This window comes from Pseudomonas sp. 478, assembly GCF_003254125.1.
Classification (GTDB): Bacteria; Pseudomonadota; Gammaproteobacteria; order Pseudomonadales; family Pseudomonadaceae; genus Aquipseudomonas.
The window spans coordinates 314,991-336,656 of record NZ_QKZG01000008.1 but is presented as its reverse complement, the minus strand read 5'-3'; the positions used below and the strand labels follow the sequence as shown (position 1 = coordinate 336,656).

Annotated in this window: 19 protein-coding genes; 10 read left to right on the top strand and 9 right to left on the bottom strand. The window is 60.1% G+C overall.

Translation table 11 applies throughout. The features are described 5' to 3' along the window. Positions 1-763 precede the first annotated feature (763 nt). The 6 genes from ppc (at position 764) to DFS28_RS19000 (ending at position 7,348) form a co-directional block, all read left to right on the top strand. A complete protein-coding gene (gene ppc, locus DFS28_RS19025) occupies positions 764-3,394 on the top strand; it encodes a phosphoenolpyruvate carboxylase (RefSeq protein WP_111451034.1) in 2,631 nt (876 codons plus the stop codon). Between the two features lie 289 nt (positions 3,395-3,683). After that, positions 3,684-4,331 (top strand): adenylate kinase, encoded by a 648-nt coding sequence (gene adk / locus DFS28_RS19020; protein ID WP_111451033.1) that lies wholly within the window; start codon positions 3,684-3,686, stop codon positions 4,329-4,331. Positions 4,332-4,418: 87 nt separating this feature from the next. Then, positions 4,419-5,093 (top strand): tRNA (adenosine(37)-N6)-threonylcarbamoyltransferase complex dimerization subunit type 1 TsaB, encoded by a 675-nt coding sequence (gene tsaB / locus DFS28_RS19015; RefSeq protein ID WP_111451032.1) that lies wholly within the window; start codon positions 4,419-4,421, stop codon positions 5,091-5,093. A gap of 233 nt (positions 5,094-5,326) precedes the next feature. Further along, entirely contained in the window at positions 5,327-5,632 is a 306-nt protein-coding gene (locus DFS28_RS19010; protein ID WP_076029904.1) for a hypothetical protein, read from the top strand. Continuing rightward, on the top strand, positions 5,632-6,492 hold the full coding sequence (locus DFS28_RS19005; RefSeq protein WP_111451031.1) for a DUF72 domain-containing protein: 861 nt from the start codon (positions 5,632-5,634) through the stop codon (positions 6,490-6,492). The genes DFS28_RS19010 and DFS28_RS19005 overlap by 1 nt, the downstream gene beginning before the upstream one ends. Positions 6,493-6,526: 34 nt before the next feature. Next, on the top strand, positions 6,527-7,348 hold the full coding sequence (locus DFS28_RS19000; RefSeq protein ID WP_024164587.1) for an isocitrate lyase/phosphoenolpyruvate mutase family protein: 822 nt from the start codon (positions 6,527-6,529) through the stop codon (positions 7,346-7,348). Between the two features lie 14 nt (positions 7,349-7,362). Here DFS28_RS19000 and DFS28_RS18995 read toward each other — a convergent pair whose 3' ends face one another. Further along, the gene (locus DFS28_RS18995; RefSeq protein ID WP_111451030.1) at positions 7,363-7,983 is read right to left on the bottom strand and encodes an energy transducer TonB; all 621 of its coding nucleotides are present in this window, start codon (positions 7,981-7,983) and stop codon (positions 7,363-7,365) included. Positions 7,984-8,076: 93 nt separating this feature from the next. On the opposite strand from DFS28_RS18995, the gene DFS28_RS18990 reads away from it, so the two are divergent. Next, positions 8,077-8,859 carry a class I SAM-dependent methyltransferase gene (locus DFS28_RS18990; RefSeq protein WP_008146717.1) on the top strand — a complete coding sequence of 261 codons (783 nt, stop codon included), beginning with the start codon at positions 8,077-8,079 and terminating at the stop codon, positions 8,857-8,859. Positions 8,860-8,983: 124 nt separating this feature from the next. Here the strand turns inward: DFS28_RS18990 and DFS28_RS18985 are convergent, their stop codons facing one another. Further along, complete coding sequence (locus tag DFS28_RS18985; protein ID WP_111451029.1) at positions 8,984-9,628, bottom strand: TetR/AcrR family transcriptional regulator; 645 nt, start codon at positions 9,626-9,628, stop codon at positions 8,984-8,986. Between the two features lie 93 nt (positions 9,629-9,721). On the opposite strand from DFS28_RS18985, the gene DFS28_RS18980 reads away from it, so the two are divergent. Both DFS28_RS18980 and DFS28_RS18975 read left to right on the top strand, forming a co-directional pair. After that, complete coding sequence (locus DFS28_RS18980; protein WP_111451028.1) at positions 9,722-10,822, top strand: efflux RND transporter periplasmic adaptor subunit; 1,101 nt, start codon at positions 9,722-9,724, stop codon at positions 10,820-10,822. A gap of 6 nt (positions 10,823-10,828) precedes the next feature. Next, positions 10,829-13,900, top strand: coding sequence for an efflux RND transporter permease subunit (locus tag DFS28_RS18975; protein ID WP_111451027.1), 3,072 nt, complete (start codon positions 10,829-10,831; stop codon positions 13,898-13,900). Between the two features lie 101 nt (positions 13,901-14,001). Here DFS28_RS18975 and DFS28_RS18970 read toward each other — a convergent pair whose 3' ends face one another. From DFS28_RS18970 to plsB, 4 genes are all read right to left on the bottom strand, one after another. Continuing rightward, positions 14,002-14,691 carry a DUF4197 domain-containing protein gene (locus DFS28_RS18970; protein WP_111451026.1) on the bottom strand — a complete coding sequence of 230 codons (690 nt, stop codon included), beginning with the start codon at positions 14,689-14,691 and terminating at the stop codon, positions 14,002-14,004. Between the two features lie 27 nt (positions 14,692-14,718). Continuing rightward, positions 14,719-15,117 carry a YbaY family lipoprotein gene (locus tag DFS28_RS18965; RefSeq protein WP_111451025.1) on the bottom strand — a complete coding sequence of 133 codons (399 nt, stop codon included), beginning with the start codon at positions 15,115-15,117 and terminating at the stop codon, positions 14,719-14,721. A 105-nt stretch (positions 15,118-15,222) separates the two neighbouring features. After that, entirely contained in the window at positions 15,223-15,825 is a 603-nt protein-coding gene (locus DFS28_RS18960; RefSeq protein ID WP_111451024.1) for a hypothetical protein, read from the bottom strand. A 114-nt stretch (positions 15,826-15,939) separates the two neighbouring features. Then, positions 15,940-18,423 (bottom strand): glycerol-3-phosphate 1-O-acyltransferase PlsB, encoded by a 2,484-nt coding sequence (gene plsB / locus DFS28_RS18955; protein WP_111451023.1) that lies wholly within the window; start codon positions 18,421-18,423, stop codon positions 15,940-15,942. 431 nt (positions 18,424-18,854) lie between these two features. Between plsB and DFS28_RS18950 the strand changes: the two genes are divergently transcribed. Further along, positions 18,855-19,064 carry a cold-shock protein gene (locus DFS28_RS18950; protein ID WP_008146705.1) on the top strand — a complete coding sequence of 70 codons (210 nt, stop codon included), beginning with the start codon at positions 18,855-18,857 and terminating at the stop codon, positions 19,062-19,064. A 164-nt stretch (positions 19,065-19,228) separates the two neighbouring features. On the opposite strand, the gene DFS28_RS18945 is transcribed toward DFS28_RS18950, so the two are convergent. From DFS28_RS18945 to dapE, 3 genes are all read right to left on the bottom strand, one after another. Then, entirely contained in the window at positions 19,229-19,606 is a 378-nt protein-coding gene (locus tag DFS28_RS18945; RefSeq protein WP_008146702.1) for a hypothetical protein, read from the bottom strand. Between the two features lie 83 nt (positions 19,607-19,689). Next, positions 19,690-20,499 carry a putative RNA methyltransferase gene (locus tag DFS28_RS18940; protein ID WP_056739139.1) on the bottom strand — a complete coding sequence of 270 codons (810 nt, stop codon included), beginning with the start codon at positions 20,497-20,499 and terminating at the stop codon, positions 19,690-19,692. After that, entirely contained in the window at positions 20,499-21,650 is a 1,152-nt protein-coding gene (dapE, locus tag DFS28_RS18935) for a succinyl-diaminopimelate desuccinylase (RefSeq protein ID WP_111451022.1), read from the bottom strand. Before dapE ends, DFS28_RS18940 begins: the two co-directional genes overlap by 1 nt. Between the last annotated feature and the right edge of the window lie 16 nt (positions 21,651-21,666).

Sequence of the window (21,666 nt, the reverse complement as noted above, 5' to 3'; positions counted from 1 at the left end):
CCGCCATCGGCCATCCATGGCCGGGGGCGGCTAACCCGGCATCCATGCCGGGTTGCCCACTGCGCAGAACCTCCACTCGGCCTCTCGAGGGGGCGTGCACCGCAAAAGCACCGCGAGGCGGCCTACCGGCCTGTCTCTTCAAGTGTACGCATTCCCCTTTGGGAGCGAGCCTGCTCGCGAAAGACGTGAACGATAACGCGTGCTGTCTGAATGAACGCGGTGTCCGGACGTTTTTCGCGAGCAGGCTCGCACAGATACCGCGCTAGGCTTTGGCTTTGGCTTTGGCTTTGGCTTTGGCTTTGGCTTTGGCTTTGGCTTTGGCTTTTGATCTTGATCTGCCTGCCCCTTTCCCAGAGGCCGAACGCAGGCGTTGCGTAGGGGGCACCGCGGCAAGGATGCCGCGGTAGCCGCCCCCGGCCATGGATGGCCGATGGCGGCGGGCCCCCGGAGCAATGCCGGAGTGAGGGCATGCCGAGCCTAGGCGAGGCACCGAATGGAGGGGCAAAAGCGCTTTGGTTACTTTCGCGCTTTTCGAAAGTGACTCGCTGTAAAAGCGAAACCGTAATCAGCCATCACCGCAGAAACGGATATGTACCCACCAACCCAATCCCAACCTCAACCCCAATCCCAATCCCAATCCCAAACTTTCTCAGGCGAACAGCATTCCCATCGCCGTCCGCTTGTAAGAACCGCTTTACAGCGGCACTCTCTAACTCAAGAGCATGGACACCAAGTCACCCGGATTTTCGCTGGAGAACTGCTGATGACCGATATTGATGCACGCTTGCGCGAGGATGTTCACCTGTTGGGTGAACTGTTGGGCAACACCATTCGTGAACAGTACGGGGACGGTTTTCTCGACAAGATCGAGCAGATCCGCAAAGGAGCCAAGGCCGACCGTCGCGGTTCAATGGACGCTGAACTGAGCGCCAGCCTCAACCAATTGAGCGAAGCAGAGTTGCTGCCGGTGGCGCGGGCGTTCAACCAGTTTCTCAACCTGGCCAATATCGCCGAGCAATATCAGCTGATTCACCGTCGCGAAGAGTCACAGCCAGAGCCGTTCGAAGCGCGGGTGCTGCCGGAACTGCTCGCCCGCCTGAGTGCTGAAGGCCATGGCGCCGAATCCCTGGCCCGGCAACTGGGACGGCTGGAGATTGAGTTGGTCCTCACCGCGCACCCGACCGAAGTCGCGCGCCGCACGCTCATCCAGAAATACGACGCCATTGCTGCGCAACTGGCCGCCCAGGACCATCGCGACCTGACCACTGCCGAGCGCGAGCAGATCCAGACGAAGTTGCAGCGCCTGATCGCCGAAGCCTGGCACACCGAAGAAATCCGCCGTACTCGCCCGACGCCGGTGGATGAAGCCAAGTGGGGCTTTGCGGTGATCGAGCATTCGCTGTGGCAGGCGATTCCCAACTATTTGCGCAAGGCCGATAAAGCCCTGCATGACGCCACGGGCCTGCACCTCCCACTGGAAGCCGCGCCGATTCGCTTTGCCTCGTGGATGGGCGGTGACCGCGATGGCAACCCCAACGTGACCGCCGCCGTGACCCGTGAAGTCTTGCTGCTTGCGCGGTGGATGGCCGCGGACTTGTACTTGCGCGATGTCGATCACCTGGCGGCCGAGTTGTCGATGCAGCAGGCCAGCGATGACTTGAAGGCCAAGGCCGGGGACAGCGCCGAACCTTACCGTGCGGTGCTTAAACAGCTGCGTGAACGCCTGCGCGCGACGCGTAACTGGGCTCACGCCTCTTTAACGCAGACCACACCGGCACCCGCCGATGTTTTGCAAAACAACCGCGAGCTGCTTGATCCGCTGGAGCTGTGCTTCCACTCGCTGCATGAGTGCGGCATGGGCGTGATCGCTGATGGGCCGCTGCTCGATTGCCTGCGCCGGGCGGTGACGTTCGGGCTGTTCCTGGTACGGCTCGATGTGCGTCAGGACTCGACGCGACATACCGCGGCCATGACCGAGATCACCGATTACCTGGGCCTGGGACGCTACGAGGACTGGAGCGAGGAAGAGCGCATCGCTTTCCTGATGCGCGAACTGAACAACCGCCGGCCGTTGTTGCCGGCGTACTTCAAGCCATCGGCCGACACCGCTGAGGTGCTGGCGACCTGCCGGGAAATTGCTGCAGCGCCGGGTGCTTCGCTCGGTTCGTATGTGATCTCCATGGCCGGCGCCGCTTCCGACGTGTTAGCCGTGCAGCTGCTGCTCAAAGAGTCTGGTGTGTTGCGGCCGATGCGCGTGGTGCCGCTGTTCGAGACCCTGGCCGACCTCGACAACGCCGGCCCGGTGATCGAAAAACTGTTGCTGTTGCCCGGTTATCGCTCGCGCCTGCAAGGGCCGCAGGAAGTGATGATTGGCTACTCCGACTCGGCCAAGGACGCCGGCACGACAGCGGCTGCCTGGGCGCAGTATCGGGCGCAGGAGCGCTTGGTCGACATCTGCCGCGAGCAACAAGTGGAACTGCTGTTGTTCCACGGTCGCGGTGGCACTGTGGGGCGCGGCGGTGGCCCGGCACACGCGGCGATTCTGTCGCAGCCACCGGGTTCGGTGGCAGGGCGTTTCCGTACCACCGAGCAGGGGGAAATGATTCGTTTCAAATTCGGCCTGCCGGACATTGCCGAGCAGAACCTCAATCTGTACCTGGCAGCGGTACTGGAAGCGACCTTGCTGCCGCCACCGCCACCAGAGCCAGCCTGGCGCAATCTGATGGACGAATTGGCCGCTGACGGTGTCAGCGCTTATCGCGCCGTGGTGCGGGAAAATCCGCAGTTCGTTGAGTATTTCCGCCAGTCCACTCCAGAGCAGGAACTGGGACGCTTGCCGCTGGGCAGTCGCCCGGCCAAGCGCCGCGCCGGCGGGATTGAAAGCCTGCGGGCGATCCCGTGGATCTTCGGCTGGACCCAGACGCGTCTGATGTTGCCGGCGTGGCTCGGCTGGGAAGCGGCGTTGAGCAAGGCGCTGGAGCGCGGCGAAGGCGAGCTGCTGGGGCAGATGCGCGAGCAGTGGCCGTTCTTCCGCACGCGCATCGATATGCTGGAAATGGTGTTGGCCAAGGCCGATGCCGATATCGCCCGGTCCTACGATGAGCGCTTGGTCGAGCCGGATCTGCTCCCTTTGGGTGCGCATTTACGCGACCTATTGTCGCAGGCCTGCTCGGTGGTCCTGGGGCTGACCGGTCAGTCCCAGCTACTGGCACATAGCCCAGCCACGCTTGAATTCATCCGCTTGCGCAACACTTACCTCGACCCTCTTCATCTATTGCAGGCTGAGTTGTTGGCGCGTTCGCGACAACAGGAAGTGGCGCAGGGCAGCCCGGTAGAACAAGCGCTGCTGGTGTCTGTGGCGGGGATTGCCGCCGGTTTGCGTAATACCGGCTAAGGTTTTCGTCGTGGGTCAAGGCGCTCGGCGCGAGCGTCGAGTTGCCTGTGGGCGAGGGGTTGAAATGTGCTGCCAGGCGACAGTTAGTGATGGGGTTGCGACTAGGGTTACCCCGACGAAAGGCCACATCAGGCGCGGGTTTCTCCGACTTTCGGCGGCTTGTGTGGTCCGGGCCTGCTGTGTATCTTGATCAGCCTTTGACCGTTTGGGCGGTCACGACCCTTTTTTTGAGATTGGCCCCACGAGGCGAATCTGACGTTATCTATATAAAAAATTGAGGAGCACATCGATGCGCGTCATTCTGCTGGGAGCTCCCGGGGCCGGTAAAGGTACTCAGGCAAAGTTCATCACCGAAAAATTCGGCATTCCGCAAATCTCCACTGGCGACATGTTGCGTGCGGCGGTCAAGGCCGGCACCGAGCTGGGCCTGATCGCCAAGAGCGTCATGGACAGCGGTGGTCTGGTTTCCGATGACCTGATCATCAACCTGGTCAAGGAACGCATCAGCCAGTCTGATTGCGCCAACGGTTTCCTGTTCGACGGTTTCCCGCGCACCATTCCTCAGGCTGAAGCCCTGGTGAAAGCCGGCGTCGAGCTGGACCACGTGTTGGAAATCGACGTTAAAGACGAAGACATCGTTCAGCGAATCGCTGGCCGTCGTGTTCACGAGGCCAGCGGCCGCGTGTACCACATCGTCTACAACCCGCCAAAAATTGCCGGTAAAGACGACATCACCGGCGACGAGCTGGTGCAGCGCAAAGACGACACTGAAGAAACCGTGCGTCATCGCCTGTCGGTCTACCACGCCCAGACCGAGCCTCTGGTGAAGTTTTACCAGGAGCTGTCCGTCGCTCAAGGCAAACCGAAGTACAGCCACGTCGAAGGTGTTGGCTCGGTTGAAGCGATCACCGGCAAAGTGCTTGAAGCACTGAGCTAAAAAAACGCTTCATCTTCTACGGCCCGCTTGCGGGCCGTAGTTGTTTATACTGGCGCACTTTTTCTGACCTCTCTTACGGAAACATCGATGAGCACCTTGCTGGCCCTGGACACCGCGACTGAAGCTTGCTCCGTTGCCTTGCTGCATGACGGCAAAGTCACGAGCCATTACGAGGTGATCCCGCGCCTGCACGCCCAGAAGCTGCTGCCGATGATTCAGCAGTTGCTGGCGGAGGCCGGGACCACCCTGCAAGCGGTCGATGCAATTGCTTTCGGACGGGGTCCGGGGGCGTTCACCGGCGTGCGGATCGCCATCGGCGTGGTACAGGGGCTGGCGTTTGCGCTGGATCGCCCGGTGTTGCCGGTGTCGAACTTGGCCGTGCTGGCGCAGCGGGCCTATCGCGAACATGGCGTGAGCCAGGTCGCGGCCGCCATTGATGCGCGCATGGACGAAGTGTATTGGGGTTGCTACCGCGAAACGGCGGGGGAGATGCGGCTGGTCGGCAATGAAGCGGTGCTGCCGCCGGAAGTGGCCGCGTTGCCGGCTGACGCCAGTGGTGAGTGGTTTGGCGCTGGCACTGGCTGGGGTTATGCCGAGCGAATCGCCGTCAGCCTGACCGGGCAGGATGCGGGCATGTTGCCTCACGCTGAAGATCTGCTGACCCTGGCACGTTTTGCCTGGGCGCGGGGTGAGGCGATTGTGGCTGATGAGGCTCAGCCGGTGTACTTGCGCGATAAAGTGGCGACGCCGAAAGCACGTTAAATCTTGATACCGAGTTGCCCCCTTCGCGAGCAAGCCCGCTCCCACATGGTCTCCGCTGACCCCTGTGGGAGCGGGCTTGCTCGCGAAGGCAATTTACGAAACGCAGCCAATCGTCGTTTTATATCCCCAGCTTTTAAACCTTTTCCATTTTCTGTGTTCTAGTTATCACTCGGCGGTTTGCGAAGTGGGCTATGCGCCACTAAACTGCCATCATTGATACCGGACATGTACTCATGCGTATAGACGGCGTTCCTTCTCAGTCCTACCCCATCAAGCGCAAGCCTCGCAAAGGCCCTGTGGCGGATGACGACTACGTCGATATCGACGGTGAGCAGGAAATTCCATCCGAAGAGCAAATGGCCGCCCGCGCTGCCAAAGCCTCTGCGCAACGCTTGAGTAATCTCCCCGCCCGCCAACAAGACATGCTTTATCACCGCGCCATGAGCAGCAGTGTCGCGAAGGCCCTGGCCAGCTACCTGAGCACCGCCGGTTTTGTCGATTGGGATTCGGATGTGCTGGGCCTCGATCTGTACATCTGATGCCGTTGCCTTACTACCTGGGCTGTCCGTCCTGGAGTGAAAACGCCTGGCGCGACTACCTGTATCCGCAAGACGCAAAACCCACCGAATTTCTGAATCTCTATTCCCAAGTATTTAATGCTGTGGAAGGCAATACGACCTTCTACGCGAGCCCGGCTGCGACCACCGTGCAGCGTTGGGTCGAGACCATGCCCGAACACTTTCGCTTCACTGCCAAGTTCCCCGGCGACATCAGCCACAGCGGTGACCTGCGCGAACAATTGACCGCTGCCGACACCTTCCTGCAATTGCTCAGCCCCCTCGGTGAACGGGTTTCACCGCTGTGGCTGCAACTGTCCAAAAGTTTTACGCCGCAGCGACTGTCGGAGCTTGCCGGTTTTATTGATGCTGTGGACCGGCCTCTGGCGGTTGAAGTGCGGCATGACGAGTTCTTCGCCAAGGGCGATGCCGAGAGAATGCTCAATCGCCTGCTACTGGATCGCGGTGTCGAGCGTATCTGCCTCGATCCCCGCGCGCTGTTCAGCTGCACATCGACTGATCCTTCTGTCCTTCACGCCCAATCGAAAAAGCCCCGGGTGCCGCCCCGTCCGGCGGCCTTCACGCAATGTCCGCAGGTGCGCTTCATCGGCCATCCGCAGCTTGAGGCCAACGACCCGTTCCTGGTGCCATGGGTCGAGAAAATCGCCGTGTGGATCGAAGAGGGCCGTACGCCCTATATCTTCCTGCACACCGCCGATAACCTGCTGGCCGCCAAACTGGCGCAACGTTTTCACGCAAAACTGATGCTGCGTTTGCCTGGCCTGCCGCCGCTGCCTGAGCTATACAGAGAGCCCGCTGCCGAGCAACTTGACCTGCTCTGAAGCGGATTCCCTGCCCTTTTCAGGAGCCTGCCAAATGGATGCGCAAACCCTTCGAGCCCAAGCGTTCAAAGCACTGCACGAACGCGCGGGGGCTTTTGTCATTCCCAACCCGTGGGATGCCGGCTCGGCGAAGATGCTCGCCAGCCTTGGTTTCGAAGCGCTGGCGACCACCAGTGCCGGATACGCCTTTTCCAACGCCCGCCCCGATGGCGCACTGACGCTGGATGACACCCTGGCAAACGTTCGGGCGATTGTTGCGGCAACTGATCTGCCCGTCGCCGTCGATCTGGAAAACGGCTTCGCTGACGATCCAGCCGAATGCGCACAGAGTATTTTGCGTGCGGCAGAGGCCGGTGCGGTCGGCGGCTCTATCGAAGATGCCACCGGCCGTGAAGAAGCGCCGATCTACTGCTTCGAGCACGCCGTCGCGCGCATCGAGGCTGCCGTGGCAGCCGCTCGCAGCTTGCCGTTTCCCTTTATGTTGACCGCTCGCGCGGAGAACTTTCTGCACGGCAATCCTGATCTCGCCGATACCATTCGCCGCTTGCAGGCGTTTGCCGAGGCGGGTGCCGACGTGCTTTATGCGCCAGGGCTGCGCAGCGCTGAAGACGTGTTGGCGGTGGTCCGTGCCGTGGCGCCGAAACCGGTCAATGTGTTGATGTCCGGCGGACTGAAATTGACGGTCGAGCAGTTGAGCGAAATGGGCGTCAAACGCATCAGCGTCGGTTCGGCGCTGGCCTTGGCCGCCTATGGCGAGTTTTTCCGTGCTGCCGAAGAGATCAAGACGTCGGGCACCTTCGGATTCACGTCGCGTTCCATGCCGTACGCCCAGGCCAATCAAATGTTCAAAGGCTGACGATGCATTGAAGGTCAGGCGGCGATGCGCAGGTTTTGCAGGACGATCGGGCGAGCCCAGCCGTTATCGAAATCGAGTTGTTTCTGTTGCTCTACCAGCTCTTCGGGCGAGAACGGCGGGAAAGGCTTGTCCAGCAGATCGAGTTCGAATTCGGCGATTGGCAGGTGCAGCGGACGCGGTTGTGGCGCTGGGCCTGCTTGCGGTACAGGCTGACCTGCGGTGAGCACGATCGGGCGGACCCAACGGCTTTCGAAGTCCTGTTGCTTCTGTTGAGCGACGATTTCTTGTGGTGGGAACGGTGGGAAAGGTTTGTCGGCCAGCTCCATTTCGAACTCGGCAATCGGCAGGAACAGTGGCTCGGGCGGGCGGACCTCGGTTTCTTTCACATCGCATTCGCGCTGGGAAATGATGTGTGCCAGCAGTTCGCTGCCAACGGTGGGTTCGACCGGGCTGTCGAGATCGACCGGTGGAAAGTTGAGAGAAGCTGGTACGACATCGCCCGACTGATCGGCCAGGGCCTGGGCAAAGAAATCCTGCCACAGGTGACTGACGCCGCTCAGTGCTTGGGAGTTTCGTAGACCAAAATCGCCGTGTCGCGAAATGTAGCCTATCGATGTGCGTTGAATGTCTGACATTTCTCTCGGTCGACGCTCAGCTCTGGCAAAATGCTCGATAGTTTTGTTATCGGCCGTTTTTGCCGATCATTAATTTTTTGAGCGTGTTTTCTCATGATTGAGCAACCTGCGGCCTGCCGCATCCACGTCGAGGCCCTGGCCGCGACTTTTCAGCCACAGGCCGAGCAATGGGCCGAGCGCCTGGGTTTGCCGATGCAGGTGGATGACGGTGAGTTCGCCTTGCAGGTCGGCGACCAGGGTTTGCAGCTGCAGCAACTGGGCCCGGACGCACCGGGGCCGGTGCGGGTGGACTTTGTCGAGGGCGGTGCGGCCCATCGTCGCTTGTACGGCGGCGGCAGCGGTCAGATGATCGCCAAGGCTGTCGGGGTTGCCCAAGGCGTGCGTCCGCGCGTGTTGGATGCCACGGCGGGGCTGGGCAAAGATGCGTTCGTGCTGGCGAGCCTGGGCTGCGAAATGAGCCTGATCGAGCGTCAGCCGTTGATTGGCGCGTTGCTTGAAGATGGTCTGGCACGCGGCGCGGAAGACTTTGAGGTGGCGCCGATCGTGGCGCGGATGCGCTTGCTCAAGGGCAATTCGATCGAGGTGATGCGCAATTGGGAAGGCGAGCCGCCGCAGGTAATCTACCTCGACCCGATGTTTCCCCATCGTGAGAAAACGGCCTTGGTGAAGAAGGAAATGCGCCTGTTCCGGCCGCTGGTAGGCGATGACCCGGATGCGCCTGCACTGCTCGAAGCGGCGTTGGCGTTGGCCAGCCACCGGGTGGTGGTCAAGCGCCCGCGCAAGGCGCCCTGCATCGAAGGGCCGAAGCCGAGTCATGCGCTGGACGGTAAATCCAGCCGGTATGACATTTATCCGAAGAAAGCGCTGAAGCCTTAAGACCGCGTCGCGCCGTTCGCGAGCAAGCCCGCTCCCACATTTGACCGAGTCTTCTCAAGGGAACGCAGTCAAATGTGGGAGCGGGCTTGCTCGCGAAGGCGTCCGCCCAAACACTGCAAAATGATCAGGCTGACTCTGGCCGATACGCCCGCATAAACAACTCCACCACTTCCTGCACATGGCTCTCGGCCGCATCCCCGGTCAGTGGCTCGCCGCAGCCATAAAGCAGCCTGAAATTCCCCGCCCCCTTGAGCAGGCAGAAGAAATGCTCGGCCGCATTGCGCGGTTTGTCGATGCTCAACGCGCCGCTGTGATCAACCTTGGTCAGCAGCCGCTCCATGCCCTGCAGCATGCGCTCAGGCCCGGCCTCGAAGAAGATCAGCGAGAGTTTCGGGTCCTGGCTGCCCAGCGTCATCATCAGCCGGTGCAGGTTGACCGATTCGTCGCTGTTGATCAGCAGATGAAAACCGCGCGCGATGTTCAACAGCACCGTCTCTATGGCAATGCCGTCTGGCAATTCGAAAAACAGCGTCGGCAATTGCTCTTCGCACTTGGCCATCACGGCGGCGGAGAACAGTGTCTCCTTGTCGTTGAAATGGCTGTAGACCGTCAGCTTCGACACACCGGCCTCGGCCGCGACGGCGTCCATGCTGGTACTCGCATAACCCTTGCTCAAAAACAGAATTTTCGCCGCCTCGAGGATCGCCTGGCGCTTGGCCAGATCCTTGGGACGGCCAGGGCCGTTGGGTACTGAAAGATTGTTAGGCATATGCGCTTTTAATACTGGACTGGTGAGTTTGCTATTAATAACATACCGCCCAGTATAATTATTCCAAGCACCATTAGCGAAAGGTCCTTCACCATGTTCCGCTATGCCTTGCCCCTCGCGTTGCCAGTCAGTCTGGCGTTTTTATTGTCTGCGTGCGGTCACGAAGAGGCGCCCCAAGTCACCGTTCGCCCGGCCATGGTCGTGCAGCCAGAGCCTTCGGCCCAGGCGATAGAAAGTTTTCCCGGTGAAGTCCGCGCACGGTATGAGCCGGACCTGGCGTTTCGCATTGGCGGTAAAGTCAGTCGACGACTGGTCGAAGAGGGGCAGCGGGTCAAGGCCGACCAACCTTTGGCGGAGCTCGATCCTCAGGACGTGCGCCTGCAACTGGAAGCCACCCGTGCCCAGGTCGCTGCTGCCGAGGCCAACCTGAGCCTGGTCCGCGCCGAACGTGATCGCTACAAGACCCTGATGGACCGTCAGATGGTCAGCCGTTCGCAGTACGACAATGCCGAAAACCTTTACCGATCCGGTGAAGCACGCCTCAAGCAAATCAAAGCCGAATTCAACGTCTCGACCAATCAGGCCAGTTACGCCGTGCTGCGTGCGCCGCAGGATGGGGTGGTGGCTAAACGCGCGGTTGAAGTCGGGCAAGTGGTGGCGGCGGGGCAAACCGTATTTACCCTCGCCACCGATGGCGAACGCGAAGTGTTGATCAGCTTGCCGGAGCAAAGCTTTGGCCGCTTCAAGGTTGGTCAGCCAGTGTCGGTGGAACTCTGGACCCAACCCGACCAACGTTTCGCCGGGCGCATCCGTGAGCTGTCGCCCGCTGCCGATCCAAAATCGCGCACCTTTGCCGCCCGAATCGCCTTCACCGCCGGCAAGGTTCCCGCTGAACTCGGCCAGAGTGCCCGGGTGTTCGTTCAGACCTCCGATGTGGTGCCGCTGTCGGTGCCGCTTTCCGCGCTGACCGCGGAAAACGGCGCGACCTACGTCTGGGTCGTCAATGCCAACAACACCCTGAAGAAAACCCCGGTGCGGGTCGGTGCCTTCGGCGAGAAAACCGTACCGGTCCTCGAAGGACTGAACGCCAGCGATTGGGTGGTGGCCGCTGGCGTCCATGTGCTGCTTGAAGGGCAGCAGGTGCGTCCGGTGGATCGCTCCAATCGCGTGGTCAATCTGGCGGGCAAGGAGTAATCCCCGATGGGTTTCAATCTTTCCGAATGGGCGCTGCGTAATCGCCAGATCGTACTGTTCCTGATGCTCTTGCTGGCCATTGTCGGTGCACTGTCCTACACCAAGCTCGGCCAAAGTGAAGACCCGCCGTTCACCTTCAAGGCCATGGTGATTCGGACCAACTGGCCGGGGGCCACGGCGCAGGAAGTGTCGCGCCAGGTCACCGAGCGGATTGAAAAGAAACTGATGGAAACCGGCGAGTACGAACGCATCGTTTCGTTCTCCCGTCCGGGCGAATCCCAAGTGACGTTCGTTGCCCGTGATTCCATGCACTCGGTGGAAATCCCGGACCTCTGGTACCAGGTTCGCAAGAAGATCAGCGACATTCGTCAAACCCTGCCACCGGGTATCCAGGGGCCATTTTTCAATGATGAGTTCGGCACGACGTTTGGCAATATCTACGCCCTGACTGGCGAAGGTTTTGATTACGCGGTGCTCAAGGACTACGCCGACCGCGTGCAGATTCAGCTGCAACGGGTCAAGGATGTGGGCAAGGTCGATTTGCTCGGGTTACAGGACGAGAAGATCTGGATCGAACTCTCCAACGTCAAACTCGCCACCCTCGGCCTGCCTTTGTCGGCGGTGCAGCAGGCCCTTGAAGAGCAGAACGCGGTGTCCACCGCCGGGTTCTTCGAGACCTCCAGCGAGCGATTGCAGCTACGCGTCTCGGGGAATTTTCAGACGGTCGAAGAGATCAAGAACTTCCCGATCCGCGTCGGTGATCGCACCTTCCGGATCGCCGATGTGGCGGATGTGCGTCGGGGTTTCAACGATCCGCCAGCGCCGAGCATGCGCTTCATGGCAGAAAACGCCATCGGTCTGGCCGTGGCCATGAAGGACGGTGGCGACATTCTGGTGCTGGGCAAGGCGCTGGAAATCGAGTTCGACCGGATCCAGAAAAACCTTCCTGCCGGTATGCAGTTGCGCAAGGTCTCCGATCAGCCCGCCGCCGTGAAAAGCAGTGTCGGTGAATTTGTTCAGGTGCTGGTGGAAGCGCTGGCAATCGTCCTGCTGGTGAGTTTCTTCTCCCTCGGCGTGCGCACCGGCATGGTGGTCGCGCTGGCGATTCCTTTGGTATTGGCGATGACATTCGCCTGCATGTATTACCTGGGAATCGGCCTGCACAAGATTTCCCTCGGGGCATTGGTACTGGCGCTGGGTTTGTTGGTGGACGACGCAATCATCGCCGTGGAAATGATGGCGATCAAAATGGAGCAAGGCTTCGACCGGATCAAGGCGGCCAGTTTCGCCTGGACCAGCACCGCATTCCCGATGCTCACCGGCACGCTGATCACCGCTGCCGGCTTCCTGCCGATTGCCACTGCGCAATCGGGTACCGGCGAATACACGCGCTCGATCTTCCAGGTGGTGACCATCGCGTTGCTGGCCTCGTGGGTGGCCGCTGTGGTGTTTGTGCCTTATCTGGGGGAAAAACTCTTGCCGGATCTGGCGAAGATTCATGCCGCCAAACATGGCGCCGGCGGCGGCCAGCCCGACCCTTACGGCACGCCTTTCTATCAGCGCGTCAGACGCCTGGTGGAATGGTGCGTACGGAGACGCAAGACGGTCATTGTCCTGACGGTCGTGTTGTTTATCGGTTCTGTCATCCTGTTTCGCTTCGTGCCGCAACAGTTCTTCCCGGCATCGGGTCGTCTGGAATTGATGGTCGATCTGAAACTGGCCGAAGGCGCCTCGTTGAGCAACACCCGCGATGAGGTCAAACGCCTCGAAGCACTGCTCAAGGATCACGCCGGTATCGACAACTACGTCGCGTACGTCGGCACCGGTTCGCCACGTTTTTACCTGCCGCTGGATCAACAACTTCCTGCCGCGAGCTTCGCGCAGTTTGTCGTTCTGGCCAAAACCATCGAAGAGCGCGAAACCCTGCGCACCTGGCTGATCGAAGCCCTCAAGGAACAATTCCCGGCCCTGCGTGCGCGGGTGACACGTCTGGAGAACGGGCCACCGGTGGGTTATCCGATGCAGTTCCGGGTCACCGGTGAGCACATCGAGGAAGTCCGCGCGCTGGCCCGTAAAGTGGCCGCCAAGGTTCGCGAGAACCCGCACGTGGTCAACGTCCATCTGGATTGGGAAGAACCGAGCAAAGTCGTGTATCTGAACGTCGATCAGGACCGCGCCCGGGCGCTTGGCGTGAGCACTGCGAACCTGTCGAAGTTCCTGCAAAGCTCGCTGACCGGTTCGAGCGTCAGCCAGTACCGTGAAGACAACGAGTTGATTGAGATTCTGTTGCGCGGCACGTTGCACGAACGCACCGAACTGTCATTGCTGCCAAGCCTGGCGGTGCCGACTGACAACGGTCGCAGCGTAGCGTTGTCGCAAATCGCAACCCTGGAATACGGCTTCGAAGAAGGCATCATCTGGCACCGCAACCGCTTGCCGAACGTAACGGTCCGCGCTGACATCTACGGCAAGGAACAACCGGCGACACTGGTACAGCAGATCATGCCGACCCTCGATCCGATTCGCGCCGAACTGCCGGACGGGTATTTGCTGGAGGTCGGTGGCACGGTGGAAGACTCAGCTCGCGGGCAGAATTCGGTGAAGGCCGGTGTGCCGCTTTTCATCGTGGTGGTGCTGACGTTACTGATGCTGCAACTGCGCAGTTTCTCACGCACGGTGATGGTGTTTCTGACGGCGCCTTTGGGGTTGATCGGTGTGACCTTGTTTCTGATGGTGTTCCGTCAGCCGTTCGGCTTCGTCGCCATGCTCGGCACCATCGCGCTGTCCGGGATGATCATGCGTAACTCGGTAATTCTGGTGGACCAGATCGAGCAGGACATCGCCGCGGGGCTCAAGCCTTGGCAGGCGATTATTGAAGCCACGGTGCGGCGCTTCCGGCCGATTGTGTTGACCGCACTTGCGGCGGTGCTGGCAATGATTCCGCTATCACGCAGTGTGTTTTTCGGTCCGATGGCGGTGGCGATCATGGGCGGGTTGATTGTGGCGACGGCGTTGACGTTGCTGTTTTTGCCGGCGCTGTATGCGGCGTGGTTCCGAATCAAAAAGGACCCAGCCTGACCTCTGTAGGAGCAAAGCTTGCTCGCGATGCAGGCGCCTCGGTCCAAATGGCAGACCGAGGTGCAGCCATCGCGAGCAAGCTTTGCTCCTACGGAAGAATGTCAGAGGGTACCAAACACCTTCTTCGCCAAACTGGTAGCTGCCGCCGCAGGATTCTGGCGAATGGTTTCTTCCTGTTTACCAATCATTTCGAACAACCCGTTCAACGCCTGCTCGGTCACGTAGCTTTCGATGTTGGCGCTCTTCGCATCCACCACACCCATCGTCGCGGCTTGCCCGGCGAACGAGTTGTACTGTTTGGCCAGGCCGACCTGGTCGGTGGCTTGCTTGACGATTGGCAGGAACTTGACGCGGATCTGTTCGCGGCTGGTTTTGCTCAGGTACTGAGTGGCCGAGTCCTTGCCGCCGCTGAGAATACCCTTGGCGTCCTCCACGCTCATCTTCTTCACCGCGTCCACCAGGATCGGCTGGGCTTGCGTCACGGCGGTTTCAGCCGCTTTGTTCATGCTGGTTTCCAGCTGGTCGACCTGGTCGCCCATGCCGAACTGCTTCATCTTGCTGGCGACTTTGCCCAGTTTGCCCGGCAATTCGATTTTCATGTCCGGGTTGTTGCTGAAGCCGCCCGGCGTGCCCAGTTGTTTCACAGCCAGTTGCGCACTTTGAGTCAGGGCATCCTTGAGGCCGCCGGTGGCGTCATTTTGCGACAGGTCGTTGAGCGACAGCGCCAAAGCGTTGGCAGAGATCATCAAGCCTGCGCACAGGCTGGCGAAGCGAAGGGTAGGGCGGAACATGGCGGCTTCCTTGTTCAAAATAGAGAATTAGCGGGCGGCGTCGACGCGGATTTTCAGTGGCTGCGGATCGCTGCCATCCAGTTGCACGGCGTGATGTTCGGTGGTGATGAACATCAGTTCGCCATTCATTTCGATCCGTGCGCTGACCGAATAACGATGGCCCGGTTTGACCTGCGCTGGATCGTAACTCAGATGAAAGGGTAGCGGCACCTGGCCTTTGACCGGGCCTTTCTGTTCGTCGAGGATCACGGCGGGTGCGTCGGCGAGGGACACGTCCTGCAGGCTGACGCTCAATATGGCGCTTGGCGGCAGGGCGATGCGTTGCAGGTAGAAAACTTCGCCATTGAGGCTGGTTTTAGCGGTGGGTTGTATAGATTGGCATGCAGCGAGTAAAGCCGTAAGCCCTAGAAGCGAGAGTTTTTTCATGAGTTGAATCCCTGTCGTTGGCGCCCGAAGTAGACGAACGCCAACAGCAATTTAACGGATTTTTCCGGTGGTTTCTCCCTATGAATCTTTTGATGGGCGCTTTTTTCAGGTTCTACCAAAGGGTTTCAATACAACGGATCCTGGATATACCGTAATTGCATTGTGGTATTCATTTTCAGTGGCTGCCAGCGTATAGCGTTTACCAGGTACGACAGTGTCCGGATCGTATTCCAGGTAAAACGCCTCCGCCATTTTTTCGCTGATATGTATTTGCGTCAGTTGTGCAGCCGTATCGTCGTGCTCGTGGGCGACAACGGTTACAGCGTGTTCAGGTTGTACCGCCCGAGGCTCCTGTGCCTGGAGATAGAGGCGACCGATGGGGCTAAGGTGTAGGGTTTGCCGGTGCGGTGCACGGTGGACGATCACGAAGTAGTCCAGGTCAATCAGCAGTGGAACGCCGTTGTGGGTCATGCTGACGGTGACCAGGTATTTAACGCTGACATCGGAATAGTTGTGTGCAAAGTAAAAATTCCAGCGCCCACTGCGCAGTACGGGTTCACGGGATTGCGCCACTTTGATAGGGGTGGAAGAGTTTGCGGTATGAACGCTTATATAAGTTTCGCCTTCGCCACCGCTGGGCGGAAGATAGTCTTCAGGCAAACTAAAGGTGAGGGTGACGTATGGGGTGGTGTTTTCTAATGGGTTCATCGCGATATCCGTATCGGGATTAGTTGTAGAGGGCCTCTATTAATTCATAACTGGGTGATTATAAGAACATCCTTGTTCTTATAATCGTTGTCAGAAAGTTACCGCTAATCGCAACTAAACTTGATCCGCCGCATCTTCACTGCGATGCAACGCGACCTGACGGATCGACAAGCGAATCTCCGCCGGCAACACTCGCTTGGCCGCACCTTCGGCCAGTTCGCCGAGCAGTTCGTGATAGCTCAGCTTGCCGGCCTCGTCGCGCTTGAGCACGTCGAGGTCGAGCAGGGTCTGGATGAAGTGGCGGAACAGGCTCTTGTCGAAAAACTCCGGGGCGTTGAGGCCATGGAGGATCGACAGGCGCTGGGCCATGACCGTGCACAAGTCTTCCAGCTCCTCGGCGCTGATGCTGTTCTGACCGCTATTGAGCAGCAGCGAGACCGTCATGTAGAAACGTTGCAGGGTCTGGGCGATGCTCTTCGATAGCAGCGTCAGCAGTACGAAATGCCGCGAGCTCGGCGCTGGCCGCAGGTAGACGTCGTTCTCGAAACGCAGTAGACCTTGCTCGACGAAGGCTTCGAGCCATTGATCGATCACCGCATCCAGTTCGTCCAGCGACCAGCGAATGAACAGCTCCGATTGCAAGTACGGATAGAGCGCACGGGTGTAGCGCAGGATCTGTTCACGGCTCATGCGCGAGGCGCTCTGGAAGAAGCTCGCCAGCAGCGCCGGCAAGGCGAAGATGTGCAAAACGTTGTTGCGGTAGTAGGTCATCAGGACGGCGTTCTGCTCGTCCAGGTACAAAATCTTGCCCAGGGCATCGCTCTGCTCGGACAGCAGGTCCATGTCCTTCACATGCTCGATCAGCGCCCGGCCGTCACCTTCCGGCAACGTGGTGTGCGGCGAGTACGGGACCTTGCGCAACAGCGCCAGGTACAAATCGAGTACCCGCGCCATGGCGCGATCATCCAGCGCGAGACGGCTGGTGGACAGCAGCGCCAGCGCCACGAGGTTGACCGGGTTGATCGCCGCGGCTTCGTTCAGGTGCTGCGCGACTTTCTCGCCGAGGCGGTTGGTGGTTTCGTTGAGCCATGCCGGTTTGAACTGCGGACCGAGTTCCTGTTGACGCCAGTCCGGCTGCTCGCTGTCGAGGAATTCCGCCAGTTTGATCGGCTCGCCGAAGTTCACCGCGACCTGGCCAAAACGCTGCTTGAGGGCGCCGATGACTTTGAAGATGTCGAAGATCGATTCTTTCTTCTTGGTCGCCCCCCGCAGTTCGCCAAGGTAGGTCCGGCCTTCCAGCACACGCTCATAGCCGATGTAGACCGGGATGAAAACGATCGGCATCCGCGATGAACGCAAGAAGCTGCGCAGGGTGATCGCCAGCATCCCGGTTTTCGGTTGCAGCATGCGCCCGGTGCGCGAACGGCCACCCTCGACGAAGTACTCCACCGGGAAGCCTTTGGTGAACAGGGTGTGCAAGTACTCGTTGAACACCGAGGTGTAGAGCGGGTTGCCCTTGAAGGTGCGGCGCATGAAGAACGCACCGCCGCGTCGCAGCAGGCCGCCGATTCCCGGCATGTTGAGGTTGATCCCGGCGGCGATGTGCGGTGGGGTCAGGCCATTGCGGAACAGCAGATAGGACAGCAGCAGGTAGTCGATGTGGCTACGGTGGCACGGTACATAAATCACTTCGTAACCCGGTGCGACCTTTTGCACGCCTTCGATGTTGTTGACCTTGATACCGTCGTAGATCTTGTTCCAGAACCAGCTCAACACCACTTCCATGAAGCGGATTGCGGTGTAGGTGTAGTCGGAGGCGATCTCGTTGCCATAGCGCAGGGCCTGGGCCTTGGCTTTCTCCGGGGAGATGTTTTCACGCTCGGCTTCGTCGAGGATCGCTTGCTTGACCAAGGGCTGATTGAGCAGGCCTTTGACCAGGTTGCGACGGTGGGAAATGTCCGGGCCGATCACCGCGGCTTTCAAGTTGCGGAAGTGCACCCGCAGAATTCGCTGGGCCATGCGCACGGTGCGCTCGTGGCCCTTGTTGTGGTCGATCAGCTCGCGCAAATGGATCGGCGCGGAGAACTGAACGCGGGTTTTGCGCCCCAGCACAATGATGCTCAGCAACCGACGCAGGCGTCCGGTGACCGCCCAGCTGTCGGCGAAGAGCAGTTTCCACGGGCTCGACTCGCTGTCCGGCGACTGGCCCCAGAACACGCTGACCGGAATGATCTGCGCGTCTTCGGCGGCGCTCTGGCTCAAGGCGCTGACCAGGCGAGTCAGGGTCGGCGGCGCGCCGCGTTTGTCCTGGCGGCCAAGCCAATCGGGTTCTGGCGTCAGGTAAAAGAACGCGGCGGGTTCCTCAAGCGTACCTACCGAGACCGGCAACACCGGGCGCGGCAGGCCGGCCTTGCTGCATTCGGTATCGACCACGGCCAGGTCGGTCAGCGAAGGGTTTTGCAGGACGTAGAACACCGGGCGGCTGCGGTCGAGGTTGAGGGTGAACGACGACTGATTGATCGTCTCCGAGCGAACCCAGAGGTACAACAGTCGACGCAGGGTGCCAAACACAAGACGGCGGAACGGGGAGCGGGTCATACGGCTTCTGCATGAGTGGAAAAAACCGAGCAAATGCTCGGGCGGTCGTAGGGGGCGTTCTCAATGAGTTTTCACGCCGCGTTGTCGCCTTAAAGCGGGCCAGGCAAGGCGCAGGCCGCTGGGAATGGTTGTTCCCTTTCCAAGGCCTGCAACGCAGCCTGGCCCGCTTTAAGGCACAACCCGAAGGGCCGGGCCTGCTGTTGTGCAGGGCTGCGTTGCTCGAAGCTTATTTGGAATGACCAAACCACGCTTCTCGCGCCTTGCCCTGCACAACAGCAGACCCGGCGCGGCGTGAAAACTCATTGAGAACGCCCCCTAGTGTGCCGTATTCGCCGAAAATCGGCAAAAAAGCGGCTAAGTAAAGTGAGTTGAGAGTTTTGGCGGCTGTCATATACTCGGCCGTTCAAAATAAAAACAAGGGGGGGACTGACATGGCTACGCGCGAAACCGGCAATGTGAAGTGGTTCAACGACGCCAAAGGTTATGGCTTCATTCAGCGCGAGGACGGGGTGGACGTGTTCGTGCACTACCGCGCGATCCGCGGCGAGGGGCACCGCTCGCTGGCTGAAGGTCAGCAGGTGGAATACGGCGTGGTGACTGGCGAGAAGGGTTTGCAGGCTGAAGACGTTGTAGGTCTGTAAATCCAATTTTCAGATCACACAAAACCAATGTGGGAGCGGGCTTGCTCGCGAATGCGGTGTGTCAGTCAGCATAAATGTTGATTGTTACACCGCATTCGCGAGCAAGCCCGCTCCCACATTTGATCGGCATCGCTCACGGTTTTGTGATCGACTCCGTTCTGCTGTTAAACAGTTTTCCAGGTGATCTCTTCTTCACCATCCGCGCTGATGCGCATCCAGCGATCGGCGGTCTCCTCACCTTCTTCCTCGACCCAGCTACCCGGTGCGCAACGCACTTCGACATTCAGCGCGGCAAACGCTGCGCGGGCGCAGGCGATGTCGTCTTCCCACGGGGTCTGGTCGCTGTCCAGGAACAGGCTGTTCCATTTGCCCACGGCTTTCGGCAGCCAGGTGACCGACACGTTGCCGGCCTTGCACTTGTAGGTCTGGCCTTTCTGGACCCAGTCGGTGCATGGGCCCAAAGCAGTGCCGAGCCAGGCCGCGACGGCCTTGTAGTCGACGTCGGCGTCTTTCAGGTAAATCTCGATATCGGGTTGGCGCATGGATGTCCTCACTGCGGGTCTGAAAAATCCATTCGCGGATTTAGCCGGTCTACGGCAAATGCCGAAGACCAAAAAATTAAAAATTATTGAAGTACGAAGTAATCGTAGCGCATTGAAACAGTGACCTCGAACGGCTCGACCTGTTCGATGACCGCCGCCCGGCGTTCGGCACTGGCGCGCCAGCCGTGGGGTGTCATGGCCAACAGGTTTGCACGGTCCTGTCCCTTTTCCAGCGTCAGTTTGAATTCCAGGGTTTCACTGTGTTGCAGCGTCATGCCTTCAGGCACAAGGGCCAGATGCTTGTCGTCGGTGTATTCACGGACTTCGTCGTACAGACGCTCACGCAATTCCATCAGATGGCCGCTGGTCGGCCCGACTTTCATCAAGCCGCCGCCGGGGCTGAGCAGGCGCTTGGCTTCTTCCCAGTCCAGCGGGCTGAAGACGCTGGCGAGAAACTGGCAGCTGCCGGAAGCCAACGGCACCCGCGCCATGCTGGCGATCAACCAGGTCAGTTGCGGGTTGCGTTTGCAGGCGCGTTTGACGGCTTCCCGGGAGATGTCCAGCGCGTAACCGTCGGCGTTTGGCAAAGCCTCGGCGATTTGCGCGGTGTAGTAACCCTCGCCACAACCGATGTCCAGCCAGCGCTGCGGCGCGTACTGAGCGGCCAGTTCTGCCAGTCGCTTGGCCACCGGCGCGTAATGGCCGGCGTTCAAGAAATCGCGGCGGGCTTCGACCATCGCCAGGTTATCCCCAGGGTCGCGGCTGTTCTTGTGCTGCACCGGCAACAGGTTCAGGTAACCCTGACGCGCACGGTCGAAACGATGCCCGGCGGGGCAGGCCACGCCGTTGTCCACCGCGTTCAGCGGTTCACTGCAGATCGGGCAGGCGAGCATCAGGCGAGCAACTTGATCAGGGTCTGGTAGTAGATTTCGGTCAGCACATCGAGGTCGGCAGCCAGTACACGCTCGTTGACCTGGTGGATCGTTGCGTTGACCGGGCCCAGTTCAACCACCTGAGTCCCCATGGTCGCAATGAAGCGCCCGTCGGAGGTGCCGCCGCTGGTGGACGCTTTGGTTTCACGACCGGTGATGTCCTTGATGCTCGACGCAACGGCATCCAGCAATGCACCCGGTTCGGTGAGGAACGGCAGGCCGGACAGCGCCCAGTCGATGTGCCAGTCCAGGCCATGCTTGTCGAGGATGTCAGCGACGCGCTTTTGCAGGCCTTCCACGGTGGATTCGGTGGAGAAGCGGAAGTTGAACACCGCCACCAGATCACCCGGAATCACGTTGGTCGCGCCAGTGCCGGAGTTCACGTTGGAGATCTGGAAGCTGGTCGGCGGGAAGAAATCGTTGCCGTGGTCCCAGTGCTCGGCGGCCAGTTCGGCCAGTGCCGGGGCGGCGAGGTGGATCGGGTTTTTCGCCAGGTGCGGATACGCCACGTGGCCTTGCACGCCGCGCACGGTCAGTTTGGCACCGAGGGAGCCGCGACGGCCGTTCTTGACCACGTCGCCCACCAGGGTAGTGCTCGACGGTTCGCCGACGATGCACCAGTCCAGACGCTCCTTACGGGCGGCAAGGCGTTCGATCACAGCTTTGGTGCCGTGGTGCGCCGGGCCTTCTTCGTCGCTGGTGATCAGGAAAGCGACCTTGCCCTTGTGATCCGGGTAGTCGGCGACGAAACGCTCGGCCGCCACGGTCATGGAGGCGAGGCTGCCTTTCATGTCTGCCGCGCCACGGCCGCAGAGCATGCCGTGTTCATCGATCACCGCGTTGAACGGATCGATCTGCCAGGCGGTCACCGGGCCGGTCGGCACCACGTCGGTGTGGCCGGCGAAGCACAGTACCGGGCCGTCGTGTTTACCGTGGGTCGCCCAGAAGTTATCCACATCTTCGATGCGCATTGGCTCGAGCGCAAAACCGGCATCGCCCAGGCGCTGCATCATCTGCTTCTGGCAATCGGCGTCGACCGGCGTCACGGACGGACGGCGGATCAGGTCGATGGCGAGTTGAAGGGTCGGCGAAAGGTCGGCGTGGGCCGTCATGGGAAACTCCGAAAAC